We start from the raw sequence: 17,190 nt of genomic DNA, 5'->3' as shown, positions 1-17,190 counted from the left end.
TTCTCAGACACCGAAAGGAATACGATGCCTTGGGAGAATAATGGTGGTGGAGGCGGCCGCAATAATGGCGGCCCCTGGGGCCAGGCGCCGGGTGGGGGCGGCGGCGGACCTCGCCGTCCGGGTAACAATACTCCCAATCTCGAAGACATTCTGAACCGTGGCCGCGATCAGTTTCGCGGCGGTCTGCCGGGTGGCCGCTGGCTGCTGATCGGCGGCGTGCTTGTTGTAGGCGCCTTCTGGCTGCTCAACTCGGTCTACACGGTCGAAGAAGCCGAAGTTGGCGTCGAATTCCGCTTGGGTGCGCCCAAGCAGGAGCTCTCCACTGCGGGTCTTCACTTCCATCTCTGGCCGATTGAAACAGTCGAGAAGGTCAGCACCGCCGTCAAGCAGACCAATATCGGCACGGCGACCGGCTCCGGCTCGCGCGCAAGCGCCGATGACGGGCTGATGCTGTCCGGCGATCAGAACATTGTGGATGCGCGCTTTGCCGTTGTCTGGTCGGTGATCAATCCGGTCGAATACATCATCAATGTCCGCGATCCCGAGGCGATGGTCCGCAACGCGGCCGAAAGCGCCATGCGTGAAGTCGTGGGCCGCCGACCGGCTCAGGACGTGTTCCGCGATGACCGCGCCGGCATTGCCATCGAGGTGCAGGAGATCACCCAGTCGATCCTCGACAGCTATGGCATGGGTGTTTCGGTCAACCAGATCTCCATCGAGCAGGCCGCCCCGCCGGCCGAAGTGGCCGATGCCTTCAACGAAGTGCAGCGCGCCGAGCAGGACGAAGATCGTTTGCAGGAAGAAGCCCGCTCCTATGCCAACACCCTTCTGGGTGACTCGCGTGGTCAGGCCGCGGCCCTCCGCGAAGAGGCCGCCGCTTACGCCAATCGCGTGGTGCAGGAAGCAACCGGTGAGGCCGAGCGTTTCAATGCGGTCTATGCCGAATATGTCAACGCGCCCGAAGTGACCCGCAAGCGTCTGTTCCTTGAAACCATGGAACAGGTCCTCGGTTCGTCCGAGAAGGTGCTGGTCGAGAACGGAGCCGGAGGCTCAGGGGTCATTCCCTACCTGCCGCTGCCCGAGCTCGGCTCGTCGACCTCCCGCGCAACCACCAGCACGGGGCAGTAAGTCATGAGCAATCGTCTTTTCATCATCGGCGCCGTCATCCTGGCGGCCCTCTATGTGCTGTTCTCGTCGATCTATGTGGTCAACGAGCGCGAGCAGGCCATCGTCATGCGCTTTGGCCAGATCACCGACGTCCGCGACGAACCGGGCCTTTATTTCAAGATCCCGACCGACATCGTGGACAGCGTGCAGATCATCGAAGATCGCCTGCTGCGTCAGGACATTGCCGACATGACCGTGCAGGTCTCGGGTGGTGCCTTCTACGAAGTGGACGCCTTCCTCACCTACCGCATCACCGATCCGGTGCTGTTCCGACAGCGCGCCCAGGGCTCGCTGACGGTCGCCGAAGGCCTGATTGCCACCCGCTTCGACGCGGCCCTGCGCCAGGTCTATGGTCTGCGCGAATTCAACGCCGCTCTCTCCGAGCAGCGTCCGCAGATGATGCGCGAAGCCCGTGACCTGATCCGTCCGGAATTGACCAATCTCGGCATCGAAGTGGTGGACGTGCGTATCCTGCGCACCGATCTCGCCAGCGAAGTGTCCGAGCGGACCTATGAGCGTATGCGTGCCGAACGTCTGGCCGAAGCTGCCCTGCTGCGTGCTCGCGGTCAGGAACAGGCCCAGAGCCTGCGCGCCATTGCCGAACGTCAGGCCGTGGAAATCGTGGCAGCAGCCACCCGCGACGCGGAAATCATCCGTGGTACGGGCGACGCCGAACGCAACCGCATCTTCGCGGCCGCCTATGGCCAGGACGAGGAATTCTTCGAGTTCTACCGCTCGATGGAGTCCTATCGTACGGCGCTGGGCAATACCGGCACGACCATGGTCCTCTCGCCCGACAGCGCCTTCTTCCGCTACTTCGGTTCGGATGGTGAACTGCCGGCTGCAAGCCCGACCTTTGCTCCGCCGATCCAGCCGCAGACCACTCCGGAAGTGCTCGGCACCGACGAAGAGGCGCTTGATGGCCTCGGCATCGAGGAAGGCGCCACGCCGACGATGACGCTGGAAGATGGCACGCAGCTTGAGCCGACCCAGGGCACCGAGACCCCGGCCCCGGCCGAAGAAACGGCTCCGGCTCCGGCCGCGGAGCCCGCTCCAGCGCCCGCTCAGTAACGGCGGTCGAAGCCAACAGGAGAGGCCGGCGCAGTCATCTGCGCCGGCCTCTCTTTTTTTTCGCGCACGATGTTTATGCGGTTAGCAGTCTGCTAGCAAATTGACCCGGGCTGGCCGTCGCCTCAACGGACGAAGTCGTCCTCGGGGTAACCCTGCAGATAGAGCAGGGCGGTGAGGTCGCCATGATCGATGCGGATGCCGGCGGCCGCCGCAACGACCGGCTTGGCATGGATGGCGACGCCAAAACCGGCGGCACCGATCATGTCGAGATCATTGGCGCCATCGCCCACTGCCATGGTCTGGGCAATGTCCAGCCCGCGTTCAGACGTCAGCTGCAAGAGCCTGTTTTTCTTGGTGTTCTTGTCGACAATCGGCTTGCTGACGGTGCCGGTCAGGCGATCGCCATCGAATTCGAGCACATTGGCAATGGCCTCATCGAAACCGATCCGCTTGGCAAAATAGTCGGCGAAAAAGGTAAAGCCGCCAGAGACCAGCGACGCGTAGGCGCCATAGGCCTTCATGGTCTGCACCAGGGCCCGTCCACCCGGCATGAGGGTGATTGCCTCGCGGCGGATTTCTTCGATTTTTGAACGTTCTAGCCCCTTCAGCAGGGCAACGCGCGTATCCAGCGCCTGCTCGAAATCCAGCTCACCGCGCATGGCTCTTTCAGTAATTTCGGCCACCTGCGGCTTGAGCCCGAGAGCGTCGGCCAACTCGTCAATGCATTCCTGTTCGATCATGGTGGAATCCATGTCGGCCACCAGCAATTGCTTGCGGCGTCCAGCGGAAGGCAGCAGGTTGGCGTCCACGGCCTTGTCGCCGATAATATCGCGTGCCAATTCAAGCGCTTGCGGCGCAGTTGGTTCGAGAATATCGCAAGCGATGCCGTGGCTCAGCCAGTTGAGTTCGCCCCCGGTCTGGGCCAGAACGGCCTGGGCCAGCCTGGCATCCAGGTCGGGATCGGCAGGATTGGCGATGAGAGAGAGAACCGGCATGGTGGCAGCAACTTTCGGGAGCGTTCGGTGACAGGCCAGAGGCGCGCAGTGCTGATAGCGGGTCCGACTGCCAGCGGCAAGTCGGCGCTGGCGCTCGCCCGCACCAAGGCGAGCGGCGGGGTCATCATCAATGCCGACTCCATGCAGGTCTACGACACGCTGCGGGTGGTCACGGCGCGTCCGGGTGTCGAGGAAGAGGCGCAGGCCGAGCATCGTCTCTATGGCACGGTGCCGGCCGGCGAGCGGTTCTCCACCGGCCAGTGGGTCCGTGCGGTGGAGGCCGTGCTCGCCGAGATGGACCCATCCCGGGAAGCCGTTTTCGTTGGTGGCACGGGACTTTATTTCGATGCCCTGACCCGGGGATTCGCCGATGTGCCGGAAATTTCCGCGGCGCTGACGCTTGAAGTTCAACAAGAGATTCAAGCGCTGGACGAGGCGGAGCGGATGAGCCTGCTGCAGTCGGAAGATCCGGAGACGGCGCGTCGCCTTCGGGTTGCGGACCCGCAACGGGTCACCCGTGCCCTTGCCGTCAAGCGCGCCACGGGACGCCCTTTATCGAGTTTCCAGGATGATCAGCAGCCGGGGTTGCTGAGGGAGTGGGCAATCGAGCGCATGGTGCTTTCGCCCGACCGCGATGTGCTGCGGGACCGCATCGCGCATCGTTTTGCCGCCATGTTCGAAAATGGCGCTGTCGGGGAGGTGGAGGCGCTGCGCGCACAAAAGCTCGATCCCTCGCTTCCGGCGATGAAGGCCATTGGCGTGCGGGAAATTTCGGACTGGATCGATGGTCTGCAGAGCCGCGAGGAGGCGATCACGCTCGCAACCGTCGCGACCCATCAATATGCCAAGCGCCAGCGAACCTGGTTCCGCAACCGCATGGGTGACTGGCCCCGCCTGGGTCTTGGCGGGGCGCCGCTTTAGTCTATGGCCTTGAGCAGGCCCAGGCGCTCGCGCATCGCAAATCGCCCGACGAGAAGTGCGGCCACGAAGGCGAGCCCGGCGGCCAGCCCGAGCCAGATGCCTATGCCCCTCAATTCGAGGGTGAAGCCCATCAGCCAGGCCACCGGCAAGCCGACGAACCAATAGCCGAATATGGCCATGACCATGGGCACCTTGGTGTCGCTGAGCCCGCGCAACGCGTGCGCCGCCACAACCTGCGCGCCATCAGCGAGCTGGAAGAGGCCGGCAATGGCCAGGAAGGAGGCGGCCAGCAGGAGGGCATTCTGGTTTTCCGGGACTTTGGGATCGAGGAAGAAGCTCACGATCGCCGGCCCGAAGAGAAGGAAGCACAGCGCGGATACGGCCATGAACACGGTGCCCAGCCCAAAGCTGGTCCAGCCGGAGAGGCCGATGCCGACCTTATCCCTGCGGCCATAGGCAACACCCACGCGCACGGTGGCTGCCATCCCCAGGCCGAGCGGAACCATGAAAGCGAGTGAGGCACACTGCAAGGCAATTGCATGAGCGGCAACTTCGTCGGTGCCAAGGCGACCCATCAGCATGGTTGCGGCGGTAAAGAGCCCCACTTCCGCCAGAACGGTAAGCCCGATTGGCGTGCCGATGCGGAAAATCTCGCGGAAGCGCGGCCAATCCGGCTTCCAGAAGCGGATGTGGATGTTGAACCGCCTGAACCGCTTGTGGCGCACGACGAAGGTCAGCATCGCCGCCAGCATGAAGACATTGGTAAACACCGTTGCCAGGGCGGCGCCGCGCAGCTCGAGCCGCGGTAGTCCGAAATGTCCGAACATGAGCAGGTAATTGCTGATAGCGTTGATGATGACGCCGCCCACGGTGATGACGAGGATGACCCGCGTGCTGTCATAGGCCGAGAGAAAGCCCCGCAGCACCATGACCCCCATGGCCGGCGCGAGCATGAAGATGGCGATCTGGATATATTCCTCGGAGCGCGCCGCAAGGGCAGGGTCCTGTCCCAGCCAGCCGAAGATAGTCCGCAGTTGCAGCAGGATCGGCGCAATGACGAGAGCCAGGGCAATGGCAGCCCAAAAGCCCTGACGCACGATGCGCCGAACGGCCTTGATGTCCCGGCGACCACGGGCCTGCGCGACAAGCGGTGCTACAGACCCGACGATGCCGACCCCGAGCAGGAAAAAGGGCATCATGAAACTCGAGGCCAAGGTGCCCGCGGCCAGTGCCTCTGGTCCCAGCCATCCCATCATGATGACGTCGGTGGCCTGCAGGGCATTCTGGGCAACCTGCGCAATGACCAGCGGCCAGGCCAGTGCAAATGTGTCGCGGAATTCGGTGCCCCAGCCCCTTGCGGACGGTTGCGCCACCGGCGCCGGGGATACCGGCGCGACGTTCTCACTCATTGTCGTATCTCTCACTCGCGGGCCATGCTGTAGTCCAATCCGTCGCGCTGGAAAAGGCGGACAAGCGCTACGAAAGGTCACTCATGGCTGTGTTGCCGCGCCTTCTACTGATCCTGGCCGGGTTGATCGGAGCGGCGGGCGTGGCTGCCGCGGCCGGAGCATCGCATGCCGATAGCCGCAATCTGGCGGCCATAGCCACCATCTTTCTGGCGCATGCGCCGGTACTCGTTGTCTTAGCCCTGGCTGGACGCAGCAGATTGCTTTTGGGCACTGGAGCGGTGCTGGCAGCTGGTACGCTTGTCTTCGGTGCCGATCTGGCCATGCGGGAATGGGTGGAGCAGTCCCTTTTTCCCGGCGCCGCGCCCATAGGGGGCGGGGCGATGATCCTCGGTTGGCTCGGCATGGCGCTTGCAGGTCTATTCGCCAAGCGTGGCAATTGACTTAATAGAATCTAAAACCGAGCTGGAACCCTTTCGAGCAAAGCGCGTTTGTTTGCGAGTACTCGTTGGAGGAATTCATGCACAAGATCCTGATTATTGCTGCAACTGCACTGTCGCTCGCTGCCTGCACCGCGACTGAGCGAGGCGCCACAGTAGGCGCCATTGGCGGTGGCCTCGTTGGCGGTGCCTTGTCTGGCAATGCCGTGGGTGCCGCTGTGGGCGCCGGTATCGGTGCTGTCACCGGCGCTGCCGCTGGTGAATTGCTTGGCTATTATGGCTCGAGCCGCACCGAGTGCGTCTATCGCCGCACTGACGGAACTCAGTTTATCGCTGCCTGCCCGAGCAGGTAGTCGTGCTCCATACCGCAGCGCCCCCTGCGGTCAAGCGCCCCCAGGCGCCAGACACCCGGTTGGCCCCCCGACCGGGTGTACTTTGCGGCAGAGTAGGTATTCTTGGGTTCACTGAGTGCGGCCTTGAAAAAGCAGCCTAGAACAGGTAATTAGTCGTAACGTGCCACTTGTCTTGCGCTATCTGAACGACCGGCCCAGCCGGAAACTTGGCTACCTCCTGATCTCGTGAACCGTAAGTCCGGAACCGCACAGCCCGGACAAACCCTTCCGCCGCGAGAGCGGCACAACAGACCAAGAGGACCAAATCGATGGCCGCTATCACCGGTACCGTGAAATTCTTCAACACCACCAAGGGCTACGGCTTCATTTCTCCCGACAATGGTGAGAAGGACGCATTCGTCCACATTTCCGCTGTCCAGCGTTCCGGCCTGCAGGGCCTGTACGAGGGCGACAAGGTGAGCTTCGAGCTGCAGACCGGCCGCGACGGCAAGGTCTCGGCCACCGAGCTGACCCTTCTGAGCTAATCCCCAGAATTGATCGGGCCCTTCGGGGCCCGTTCTTTTTGTCGCGTGGACTTTCGTTGTCCGGTTGTGTCAAACAGCCGGACAAATGTTTTCTGCGGAAACCAAATGCGCGAATTCCTCAAGCACTGGAGCCCCCGTGTCGAAACGCAGTCCGAACTGCGTCAGGCCGGTGCCTTGCCCTATGCGATCGTCGAAGGTCGCGTGGCTTTTCTGCTGATCACGTCGCGCCGCAGCGGCAAATGGATATTCCCCAAGGGCGCCATCGAGCCTGAACTGTCCCCCTGGGAGAGCGCGGCCATGGAAGCTCTGGAAGAGGCCGGTGTGTCCGGGACAATCGAGCAGGAGCCCATCGGTAGCTACCGCGCCAGTGTCGGGTCAGACAATGTGTCCCTCGTCGATGTCGACCTGTTTCCATTGCTGGTCACCGAACAGCTCGATGCCTGGCGCGAGCAGGACCAGCGCTTGCGTCACTGGGCGACCCTTTCCGAGGCCCGCCGTTTGCTGACTGACCCAGCGCTCGGCCGACTGGCCCAGCGCCTGCACACCAGGTTGATCCCGAACTGAGCCGATCGCCCCCGGCAATCACCCCTCAGCGGATGATAAGGCTCAAGGCGAAGTAGAGCACACCCGACAGCACCGCCGAGGCCGGCACGGTCACGATCCAGGCGGCGGCGATGCTGAACACATGGTGACGACGCACCAGCAAGCGCGACTCCACCTTGCGGGCCTTGGCGAGAGCTTCTTCGGGGGTGGCGTTGAGCTGACTGGCATCGACCATGCGCGCATTGACCGGCACGGCAGTGCCCTCCATGTCGCGCCGCGAAATGTATTCACGCAGGAAGCCGACGCCGAACACGGCCCCAACAGCGATATGTGTCGAAGATACCGGCATGCCGAGAGCCGAAGCGACCAGAACCGTCACCGCGGCCGAAAGCGCCGCACAGAAGGCGCGGATCTCGTTGAGCTTGGTGATCTGCTCGCCCACTGTGCGGATCAGCCGGGGCCCGAACAGGGCAAGGCCAAGCGAAATGCCAATGGCACCTATAGCGAGTACCCAGAAGGGCAGGCTGATGCCGGCTACTTCGCCGTGGCCGGTCTGGATCGTGGTGACAATCGCGGCGAATGGGCCAATGGCATTGGCCACGTCGTTGGCGCCATGGGCAAAGGACAGCAGTGCTGCCGACACGATCAATGGCAGCCTGAAAAGGCTGGCGACGTGCTTCTTGCGGTTTTCCATATGGCGCGACTGATGGCGCACCCACGGCATGGCGGCGATCCAGCCCAGCGCACCAAAGAGGATGCCGAGGAAAAGGGTCATGGCCATGCCCGGCTTCCAGATGCGGCTCAGGCCCTTGGTCGCCAGATACATGGCAAAGATGCCGGTCATGGCGGCCACGAATATCGGCACCCAGACCCGTGCAGCGGTGATCTTGTCGAGCCGCGTCGTGATGGTCATGCGGATGATGATCAGGAACAGGGCCGCAATGATGCCACCCATTACCGGGGAAATGACCCAGCTCGCGGCAATGGCACCAATGATGGGCCAGTTGACGACCGCAAAGCCGGCCGAGACGACGCCCGAACCGACGACGCCACCCACTACGGCATGTGTCGTGGACACCGGTGCGCCGATATAGGTGGCAAGGTTGACCCAAAGCGCCGAAGCGAGCAGGGCAGCCATCATCACCATGATGAACGTGCGGGCCTCCAGTTCCGGGGAAATCAGGAGGTCGCGAGCGACGGTATTGACCACGTCGCCCCCCGCCAGCAGGGCGCCCGCTGCCTCGAATACAGCAGCAATGACCAATGCGCCCGCCATCGTGATAGCGCGCGCGCCAACGGCTGGACCCATATTATTGGCGACGTCATTGGCGCCGACATTGAGCGCCATGTAGCCGGCGATCAGGGCGCCGATAACAACGACATAGGTTCCGGGGCCCTGACCGACAGCGAAAGCAGCACAGACCCCTGCGAGCAGAAGGAAGACGAGCGCGATGCCAGGGGCAGCCAGTGATCGTCCAAGGGCGTTGGTTGCCGATTCATAGCCCGAAACCTGCTGCAGGTCCTTGTCGAGCGCGCTTTTGCTCATGTCACTGAACTGTCATAATTGGTGTTGGTCCCGCCCTTAGCATCTCATTGGAGGTCTGCCAGCAACTAATTGGCGGGTTGACGTGACTGTGCACCAAAAATCCTCGGCTCCGCGACAGATCAGAAGGACATGGCCGCTTGACTTGCATGTGACACTGCACGTAACAATGCGCCGTCTAGAAATTTTGGAGAGGTCCCGTGCGGGCACTCATTCTCGTAGTAGATAGGCGCATCGGCAACGTGGGGTAAAACCCCGCGCGATAGCTGGTGCGCCGAAAACAGGTCCCGAACGGGGCCTTTTTTATTGCCTTTTTTCCGGCAAAGCGGTTTTAAGGCAGCAAAGACGTAACGCCCGGTACGGCGGGCCCGAGGAGTAGGAAAGCGCAAATGGCCGAGAAAATGACCGGCGCGGAAATGGTGATCCAGGCGCTGACGGATCAGGGTGTTCAGCATATTTTCGGTTATCCAGGTGGTGCAGCCCTGCCGATCTATGACGCCATGTTCCAGCAGGATGTCGTCCAGCACATCCTGGTGCGGCACGAACAGGGCGCAACGCACATGGCGGAAGGCTATGCCCGCTCGACCGGCAAGCCCGGCGTCGTGCTGGTCACCTCGGGGCCCGGCGCGACCAATGCCGTTACCGGTCTCACCGATGCGCTGCTCGACTCTATTCCTCTCATCTGCATCACCGCGCAGGTCCCGACCAACCTGATCGGCTCTGACGCTTTCCAGGAATGCGATACGGTCGGTATCACCCGCTCCTGCACCAAGTACAATTACCTGGTGAAGCGTGTGGAAGATCTGCCGCGCATCATGCACGAGGCTTTCCACATCGCGACGACCGGGCGCCCAGGCCCTGTTGTCATCGACATTCCCAAGGATGTGCAGTTCGCCGTCGGCGAATACTACAAGCCTGATCAGGCGACCTTGCGCCACCGGAGCTACCGTCCGCAGATGGATGGCGATGCTGCGGCCATCGAGGCTGCTGTCGATATGATGCTCAAGGCCGAACGTCCGATCTTCTATACTGGCGGCGGTGTCATCAATGCCGGTCCCCAGGCCTCCGAGCATCTGCGCGAACTGGCTGAACTCACCGGCTTCCCTGTCACCTCGACGCTGATGGGCCTCGGCGCCTTCCCGGCCTCCAATCCGCAATGGATGGGCATGCTGGGCATGCACGGTACTTACGAAGCAAACCTGGCCATGCATGACTGTGACGTCATGATCAACATTGGCGCCCGCTTTGACGACCGCATCACCGGCCGCATCGACGCCTTCTCGCCCCATAGCCGCAAGATCCATGTCGATATCGACCCAAGCTCGATCAACAAGGTCGTGCGTGTCGACGTCCCGATCATCGGCGATTGCGAACGCGTGCTGGCCGAAATGGTGCGCGTCTGGCGCTCCAAGACCAATCAACCGAGGACCGAGGCCATTGCCCCGTGGTGGAAGCAGATCCAGAAGTGGCGCGATGTTGGTTCGCTGAACTTCAAGAATTCGGACACGACCATCAAGCCGCAATGGGCGATCCAGCGTCTCTATGAGGCGACGAAGAAGCAGGGCAAAGAGGTGTTCATCACCACCGAAGTCGGCCAGCACCAGATGTGGGCCGCCCAGCACTTCCACTTCGACAAGCCCAACCACTGGATGACCTCGGGCGGCCTCGGCACCATGGGCTATGGCCTGCCGGCCGCAGTCGGCGTGCAGGTGGCTCATCCCGATGCGCTGGTGATCGACATTGCCGGCGAAGCCTCGGTGCAGATGACCATGCAGGAGATTTCGACGGCGGTGCAATATCGCCTGCCGATCAAGATCTTCATCCTCAACAACGAGCGCATGGGCATGGTCCGCCAGTGGCAGGACCTTCTTCATGGTTCGCGCTATGCGCATTCGTATTCGGAATCGCTGCCTGATTTCGTCAAGCTGGCAGAGGCTTACGGCGGCAAGGGTATTCGTTGCGAGAACCCGGCCGAGCTCGACGCGGCCATTGCCGAGATGATCGACTATGATGGTCCGGTGCTGTTCGACGTCATCGTCGAGAAGGACGAGAACTGCCTGCCCATGATCCCCTCGGGCAAGCCGCACAACGAAATCATCCTGCCCGATACCGCCAATATCGGCGACATCATCGACGAGAAGGGACGCCAGCTGGTCTGACGGCCAGCTGCGGAGGATTTGCCATGAACGCACATTTGCAGCCGACCGGTTCGGCCTATTTCCTGACCCAGGAAACCCAGCAGGCGGAGCGCCACACGCTCTCGGTTCTCGTCGATAACGAACCGGGCATCCTCGCCCGCGTCGTGGGCCTCTTCTCGGCCCGCGGCTACAATATCGAGAGCCTGACCGTCAGCGAGACCGAACACGACAAGCGACTTAGTCGCATCACTGTTGTCGTCATCGCCACACCAAAGGTGCTGGTCCAGATCAAGACCCAGCTCGAGCGCCTGGTGCCGGTGCACAAGGTTCACGACCTGACCGCCGAGGGCGCCTATATCGAGCGCGAACTGGCCCTGATCAAGGTCCGCGGCGGTGGCGACCATCGCGCAGAGACGTTGCGCCTGGCCGATGCCTTCCGCGCCCAGATCGTCGATGCGACCGTCGAGAGCTTCGTCTTCGAAGTCACCGGCAAGCCGTCCAAGGTCGACAGCTTTATTGCCTTGATGCAGCCGCTGGGCCTGGTGGAAGTCGTGCGCACTGGTCTCGCTGCCATCTCGCGCGGCGCAGAGGGCATGTAGGCCCTTTGACCCCGGTCCGGTTGATCGGGGTCATCACAAGGTTCGATTGGGCGTGTAGCCCGGTCTGGTGTAAGGCAGGGGCAGTTCTAGCGAGTCCCTGCCATGACGCTTCTCTCCGTCAACCTCAATGCCGTCGCGCAACTGCGCAATCGCCGCAACCTGCCGTGGCCCAGCGTCACCGGCATTGCCCGCGTCGTGCTCGACGCCGGGGCCAGCGGCATCACCATTCATCCGCGCCCCGACGAACGTCATATCCGCAGGACCGATGTGTTCGAGCTATCGGCACTGCTGCGCGCCGACTATCCGAACGCCGAATTCAACATCGAGGGATATCCCAGCGATGACTTCCTCGATCTCATCGAGGAAGTGAACCCGGAGCAGGTGACGCTGGTGCCGGATGATCCCCAGCAGGCCACTTCGGACCATGGCTGGGATTTTGTGGGCAAGGGTAATTTCTTGACCTCCGTCGTGCAGCGCCTCAAGCGCGATGACCGACGTATTTCGTTGTTCTGCGATCCCGATGCCGGGGAGGCCGGCATTGCCGCTGCCAAGGCAACCGGCGCGGATCGTGTCGAGCTGTTCACCGGCCCCTATGGGGCCTGCTTCGCGGATGCAGTGGAGGCGGAACGGCAATTGGCGGACCTGGCGGTGACCTGCGGCGCGGCCCTCGAGGCAGGCCTCGGCGTCAATGCCGGACATGACCTGACACTCATCAACCTGCCCGCCTTCCAGGCCTCGGTGCCGGGCGTGGCCGAAGTTTCAATCGGCCATGGAATCACAGCCGATGCACTGCTGGTTGGTTTTGCCGAAGCGGTGAGGGCCTATCGGGCCGTGCTCGCTTGAAGGCATTGTTCGTCAGCTGAGAACAGTTCGTATGTCGGGCTGGGCCATTTTGGGTCTTTTCGGGCAGTGTTTCTGCCATAACGCCCGGAAACACTGAGAATTCTGATACTTACACCAATGTGACCGAGTCACCCCAGTGTCTCCGGCAGACAGAATGGTGCCCTCTTGAGCAAAATCGCGACAGGCACATATATCGCCTCAGTTACGATTTGTTACCAAGGAGGGCACCGCAAATGTCCAAGCTCAAGATCGGCGTCATCATCTCTTCCACCCGCCCCACTCGCTTCGGCGAAGTCCCGGCCAAGTGGATCCTCGAGAAGGCCAATGAACGCCCGGAAATCGACGCCGAAATCGTCGACCTGCGCGATTTCGACCTGCCGTTCTTCGACGAAATGGCCTCCAATGCCTGGATGCCTTCGCAGAACCCCAATGCTGTGAAGTGGCAGAACAAGATCTCCGAATTTGACGGCTTCATCTTCGTCGTCGCGGAATACAACCGCGCCATCACCGGCGCGCTGAAGAATGCCCTCGACCAGGCCTATGTGAACTGGAACAAGAAGGCATTCGGCGCCGTGGGTTACGGCACCGTTGGTGGCGCCCGCGCCATCGAAAACCTGCGCACAATCGGCATTGAGCTGCAGATGGTCTCGACTCGCTCGGCCGTCCACATTGCCGGCGCCGATTTCATGTCGGTCCATCCGGGCTTTGGCGGCACCAAGACCCTTGCCGAGATCGAAGGCTCGATCGGAAACTCGGCCAAGGACATGCTCGACCAGCTCGTCTGGTGGGGTACTGCGGCCAAGGCCGCCCGTGACGAAGAAGCTGCGGAAGTCGCTGAAGCAGCTGAATAATATACGAAGACCTCCAAGTCCTCGTTTGCCTGGCAGGGGGCGTCCGGAAACGGACGTCCCCTGACTGCATATGAACTATTCGGTTCACCGGGTGTTGTCTGTGACGGGTGACGGGTGTATAGCCGCCCCCGCCCTGAAACAGCGAGAGCCCACAAGCTCATGACGCAAGCGGAAACTACCGGTCCCTCGACCGGTGATGGCGTGACCGACCATGCCAGCCATGGAACAAGCAGCCTTCCTCTTCTGACTTTGGGGGCCATCGGCGTAGTCTATGGCGACATCGGCACCAGCCCCATCTACGCCTTCCGGCAGGCGATGGCGGTGCGGCCCGGGGTCACCGCGACCGAGACCGAAGTTCTCGGTCTGCTGTCCCTGATTGTCTGGGCCCTGACGCTGACGGTGGCGCTGAAATACGTTTTCTTCGTGACCCGCGCCGACAACAACGGCGAAGGCGGCACGCTCTCGCTGATGGCGCTTGCCCGCAAGACGTTTGAAAAGCCGCCGGTGTGGATTACGGCCCTCGGCGTGGCCGGCGCGGCCATGTTTTATGGCGACGCCATGATTACCCCGGCGATCTCTGTGCTCTCTGCCGTGGAGGGCCTGGAACTGGTCGCGCCGAACATGACGCGATGGGTGGTGCCGATCACATTGATAATCATTCTGGGCGTGTTTTTCGTCCAGCGCTTCGGCACCGGCAAGGTTGGCGTCGTCTTCGGGCCGATCACGGCAGTCTGGTTTCTCGTGCTGGGCTGGATCGGGCTCTACCACATCATCCAGAACCCCTTCGTGCTCTGGGCGCTCAACCCCTGGCATGCAATCGAATTTCTCATCACTCATGCCGGCATAGCCTTTGTGGTCATGGGCGCGGTGTTCCTCGCCGTGACGGGCGCCGAGGCGCTCTATGTCGATCTCGGTCATTTCGGCCGCAAGCCGATCGTGATTGCCTGGTTTGGCCTGGTCTTTCCATGTCTGTTGCTGAACTATTTCGGGCAGGGCGCATTCGTGCTCAGCGTCGGGCCGGAGAACGTAGTCAGCCCGTTCTTTGAAATGCATCCTGATTGGGCGCTGGGTCCATTCGTGGCACTAGCGACTATGGCAACGATCATTGCCAGCCAGGCGGTGATTTCGGGCGCGTTCAGTCTGACGCAGCAAGCCATCGCGCTCAATCTGCTGCCACGCATGATTGTTCAGCACACTTCGCAGTCACAGCGCGGCCAGATCTACATGCCGCAGATCAACACGATGATCATGATCATGGTGCTTCTGCTGGTGGTCAGCTTCGGCAGTTCAGCAAATCTTTCAAATGCTTACGGCATCGCGGTGTCCGGCATCATGGTTGTGACGCTGACACTGCTGCTGGTGGTCATGCGCCGCAACTGGAAATGGCCGCTGGGCTGGCTGATCGCTTTTGGAGCGCTTTATCTGGTCATCGATGGCGGGTTCTTCCTGGTGAACTTTGCCAAGATATTCCAGGGTGGCTGGGTGCCTGTGGCCGTGGCTATTCTGGTTTCGCTGATCATGGTCAGCTGGATGGCAGGCCGCCGACGGCTGGCCGAAAAGACCCGCCGCGATGAGGTGCCTCTGGAATTCCTGGTCGAGAACCTTTCCAAGAAGAAGCCCAATACCGTTCCCGGCACGGCTATTTTCCTCACGTCCGATGTGGAGGGAGCCCCTACGGCGCTGCTGCATTCTCTCAAGCATTACAAGGTGTTGCACGAGCAGAACGTGATCCTGACGGTGCGGACCTCGACCTCGCCGCGCGTTCCGGACGACGAAAAGGTGACGATCGACGCCTATAACGAGCTGTTCTTCCGCGTCATTGTGACCTTCGGTTTCATGGAAGAACCCAATATTCCCAAGGCCTTGGCGCTTGCCCGCAAGCTCGGGTGGAAGTTCGACATCATGTCGACCTCGTTCTTCCTGTCACGGCGCTCGCTGAAGCTCGGGCAGAAGTCGGGCGGGCCGCTAAGGTTCTGGCAGGACAGGATTTTTATCCGCCTGGCGCGCAATGCCAGCGATGCGACCGAGTATTTTCACATTCCCACCGGGCGCGTGGTGGAGATCGGAACCCAGGTCGTCATCTGAGGCAATTTGCTAGCAGACTGTTAGCACCAAGGCTCTCATCTGGGCATGTCGGGGCACACGAAGGGGACTTCTGCCGGCACAAAGCGCTGTTCTTCGTCGCCACCAACCAGTTTCAGGTTGAGCACGAGTTCGTCCGACGTCAGCGAAGCGATGTCGGCGCTGATGGTCATGCCGTCCTCGTCCCACGAAATCTGGGTGTCAGAAACCTGCTGCCAGCTTGAAAGCCGGTAGGGCTCCCAGCAGCTGTCGGAAACGAGAGTGCCATCGGAGAGGAAGATGTGGACGACGCCGGGCAGGGCCGCTGGGTCGGATGCCTGCCGGATCCAGACCCGGTTCAGCAAAGGATTGTCCACCAGTGCTTCGCCCTCTTCTGCGGAGGGATCGGTTTCCTGCGCCATGGAAGGCGCTGCGGTGCAAGTGCCGACGCCCCAGACAGTCATGAGGGCGACAATGGCGGCTTTGGTATCCATGGCGTAACTCCCGTGCGCCTGCCTCACTTGGTGGTTGGCGAAGCAGGTCGCAAGAGGATCGCTGGAACAGGGCGAAATTTGGATCGCCCTGCTACTTGTCCGCTGAATTCAGCCCCGCAGGCCAAGAACCTGATCTCGCCCTGCTACCCGGCGGGCCTGGACCGGCCAGAGGTCGTAGGTACCGTCAAGAATACGGGCGGCATGCACGGCCCAGTTGGGGTCATCGAGGGCTCCGCGGGCCAAGGCGATAAAGTCGGCTTCGCCACGTTCGAGAATGGCTTCGGCGGCCTCGACATTGCCGAGCAGCCCGACAGCCATTGTGGGGATGCCGGCGCCGTCGCGCACAGTCTTGGCGAAGGGCACCTGATAGGCTTCGGCCGACGTGATGCGGCCCTGGGCCATGCCACCACTGGAACAGTCGATTGCGTCAACGCCCAGTGCCTTGAGGGCGCGGGCCAGCACCACACTATCCTGAGGCGTCCAGCCCCCCGGTGCGTTGTCGCTGACCGAGAGGCGGACCAGCAGCGGCTTGTCCTGCGGCCAGGCCGCGCGGACCGCCTCCGTCACTTCGAGCACCAGACGCATGCGGTTCTCAAGGCTGCCGCCATAGTCGTCGGTGCGGTGGTTGGAGAGGGGGCTCAGGAACTGGTTGAGGAGGTAACCGTGCGCGGCGTGGATTTCGGCGGTGTCGAACCCTGCCTTGTCGGCGCGGATGGCGGCCGCCACGAAACCATCGACCACGCGGCGGATGCCGTCGGCATCGAGGGCCGTTGGTACCTGAAAATCGGGATTAGAGGGATCGTGCGACTCGGCGCTCGGGGCGACGGGCGTCCAGTGCTCGTAGCCGGCCTCGCGACGCTGCTCCTCGGTCTGGAGGTCTTCGGCATTGCGCCAGGAGACTGGGGTGGAGGCCTTGCGACCGGCATGGGCAAGCTGAATACCGGCGGCGCTGCCATGGGCGTGCAGGAAATCGACGATGCGTGCCAGAGGCGCGATCTGCTCGTCCTTCCAGAGGCCCAGGTCGCCGTAAGAAATACGACCCTCCGGCACGACGCCGGTCGCCTCAAGCAGAACCAGTCCAAAGCCGCCGAGGGCGAAACGACCCAGATGCACGAAGTGCCAGTCGTTGGCGAAGCCATCGATGGCTGAATACTGACACATGGGGGCGACTACCGCGCGATTACGCAGATCGAAGCCGCGCAGGGCGATGGGGGAGAAGAGTTTGGACATGGAATTTCCTT

Annotated in this window: 17 protein-coding genes; 12 read left to right on the top strand and 5 right to left on the bottom strand. The window is 62.0% G+C overall.

Annotation, left to right across the window (positions count from 1 at the left end; all coding sequences use genetic code 11):
• Window positions 1–24 precede the first annotated feature (24 nt).
• Together hflK and hflC are read left to right on the top strand one after the other, a co-directional pair.
• A complete protein-coding gene (gene hflK, locus MQW79_RS05695) occupies window positions 25–1,128 on the top strand; it encodes an FtsH protease activity modulator HflK (RefSeq protein ID WP_476587344.1) in 1,104 nt (367 codons plus the stop codon).
• A gap of 3 nt (window positions 1,129–1,131) precedes the next feature.
• Entirely contained in the window at window positions 1,132–2,238 is a 1,107-nt protein-coding gene (gene hflC / locus MQW79_RS05690; RefSeq protein WP_476587343.1) for a protease modulator HflC, read from the top strand.
• Window positions 2,239–2,360: 122 nt separating this feature from the next.
• On the opposite strand, the gene serB is transcribed toward hflC, so the two are convergent.
• The gene (gene serB / locus MQW79_RS05685) at window positions 2,361–3,233 is read right to left on the bottom strand and encodes a phosphoserine phosphatase SerB (RefSeq protein WP_476587342.1); all 873 of its coding nucleotides are present in this window, start codon (window positions 3,231–3,233) and stop codon (window positions 2,361–2,363) included.
• Between the two features lie 27 nt (window positions 3,234–3,260).
• Between serB and miaA the strand changes: the two genes are divergently transcribed.
• Entirely contained in the window at window positions 3,261–4,154 is an 894-nt protein-coding gene (gene miaA / locus MQW79_RS05680; RefSeq protein ID WP_476587341.1) for a tRNA (adenosine(37)-N6)-dimethylallyltransferase MiaA, read from the top strand.
• Here miaA and MQW79_RS05675 read toward each other — a convergent pair.
• The gene (locus MQW79_RS05675) at window positions 4,151–5,563 is read right to left on the bottom strand and encodes an MATE family efflux transporter (RefSeq protein ID WP_476587340.1); all 1,413 of its coding nucleotides are present in this window, start codon (window positions 5,561–5,563) and stop codon (window positions 4,151–4,153) included. The genes miaA and MQW79_RS05675 overlap by 4 nt on opposite strands.
• 83 nt (window positions 5,564–5,646) lie before the next feature.
• Between MQW79_RS05675 and MQW79_RS05670 the strand changes: the two genes are divergently transcribed.
• From MQW79_RS05670 to MQW79_RS05655, 4 genes are all read left to right on the top strand, one after another.
• Window positions 5,647–6,003 carry a DUF423 domain-containing protein gene (locus MQW79_RS05670; RefSeq protein WP_476587339.1) on the top strand — a complete coding sequence of 119 codons (357 nt, stop codon included), beginning with the start codon at window positions 5,647–5,649 and terminating at the stop codon, window positions 6,001–6,003.
• Window positions 6,004–6,080: 77 nt separating this feature from the next.
• Window positions 6,081–6,353, top strand: a complete 273-nt coding sequence (locus tag MQW79_RS05665) for a hypothetical protein (RefSeq protein WP_476587338.1) — start codon at window positions 6,081–6,083, stop codon at window positions 6,351–6,353.
• A gap of 308 nt (window positions 6,354–6,661) precedes the next feature.
• Window positions 6,662–6,877 carry a cold-shock protein gene (locus MQW79_RS05660; protein WP_035087182.1) on the top strand — a complete coding sequence of 72 codons (216 nt, stop codon included), beginning with the start codon at window positions 6,662–6,664 and terminating at the stop codon, window positions 6,875–6,877.
• Between the two features lie 105 nt (window positions 6,878–6,982).
• Entirely contained in the window at window positions 6,983–7,441 is a 459-nt protein-coding gene (locus MQW79_RS05655; protein ID WP_476587336.1) for an NUDIX hydrolase, read from the top strand.
• A 25-nt stretch (window positions 7,442–7,466) separates the two neighbouring features.
• On the opposite strand, the gene MQW79_RS05650 is transcribed toward MQW79_RS05655, so the two are convergent.
• The gene (locus MQW79_RS05650) at window positions 7,467–8,966 is read right to left on the bottom strand and encodes an inorganic phosphate transporter (protein WP_476587334.1); all 1,500 of its coding nucleotides are present in this window, start codon (window positions 8,964–8,966) and stop codon (window positions 7,467–7,469) included.
• 386 nt (window positions 8,967–9,352) lie between these two features.
• On the opposite strand from MQW79_RS05650, the gene MQW79_RS05645 reads away from it, so the two are divergent.
• The 5 genes from MQW79_RS05645 to MQW79_RS05625 all read left to right on the top strand — a co-directional run bounded on the left by MQW79_RS05645 (window position 9,353) and on the right by MQW79_RS05625 (window position 15,479).
• Window positions 9,353–11,122, top strand: coding sequence for an acetolactate synthase 3 large subunit (locus MQW79_RS05645; protein WP_476587333.1), 1,770 nt, complete (start codon window positions 9,353–9,355; stop codon window positions 11,120–11,122).
• Between the two features lie 23 nt (window positions 11,123–11,145).
• Window positions 11,146–11,700 (top strand): acetolactate synthase small subunit, encoded by a 555-nt coding sequence (gene ilvN / locus MQW79_RS05640; protein ID WP_476587332.1) that lies wholly within the window; start codon window positions 11,146–11,148, stop codon window positions 11,698–11,700.
• A gap of 102 nt (window positions 11,701–11,802) precedes the next feature.
• Complete coding sequence (locus MQW79_RS05635) at window positions 11,803–12,543, top strand: pyridoxine 5'-phosphate synthase (RefSeq protein ID WP_476587331.1); 741 nt, start codon at window positions 11,803–11,805, stop codon at window positions 12,541–12,543.
• A 233-nt stretch (window positions 12,544–12,776) separates the two neighbouring features.
• Window positions 12,777–13,394, top strand: a complete 618-nt coding sequence (locus MQW79_RS05630) for an NADPH-dependent FMN reductase (RefSeq protein WP_476587330.1) — start codon at window positions 12,777–12,779, stop codon at window positions 13,392–13,394.
• Window positions 13,395–13,553: 159 nt separating this feature from the next.
• Window positions 13,554–15,479, top strand: coding sequence for a potassium transporter Kup (locus tag MQW79_RS05625; protein WP_476587329.1), 1,926 nt, complete (start codon window positions 13,554–13,556; stop codon window positions 15,477–15,479).
• Window positions 15,480–15,514: 35 nt separating this feature from the next.
• Here MQW79_RS05625 and MQW79_RS05620 read toward each other — a convergent pair whose 3' ends face one another.
• Window positions 15,515–15,949: a hypothetical protein gene (locus tag MQW79_RS05620; RefSeq protein ID WP_476587328.1), complete on the bottom strand. Its 435-nt coding sequence runs from the start codon at window positions 15,947–15,949 to the stop codon at window positions 15,515–15,517.
• A gap of 108 nt (window positions 15,950–16,057) precedes the next feature.
• The gene (locus MQW79_RS05615; protein WP_476587327.1) at window positions 16,058–17,179 is read right to left on the bottom strand and encodes an NADH:flavin oxidoreductase/NADH oxidase; all 1,122 of its coding nucleotides are present in this window, start codon (window positions 17,177–17,179) and stop codon (window positions 16,058–16,060) included.
• Between the last annotated feature and the right edge of the window lie 11 nt (window positions 17,180–17,190).

It is taken from the genome of Devosia sp. Micro-HW1 (genome assembly GCF_056341075.1).
This window is presented reverse-complemented; position numbering and strand designations above follow the sequence as displayed.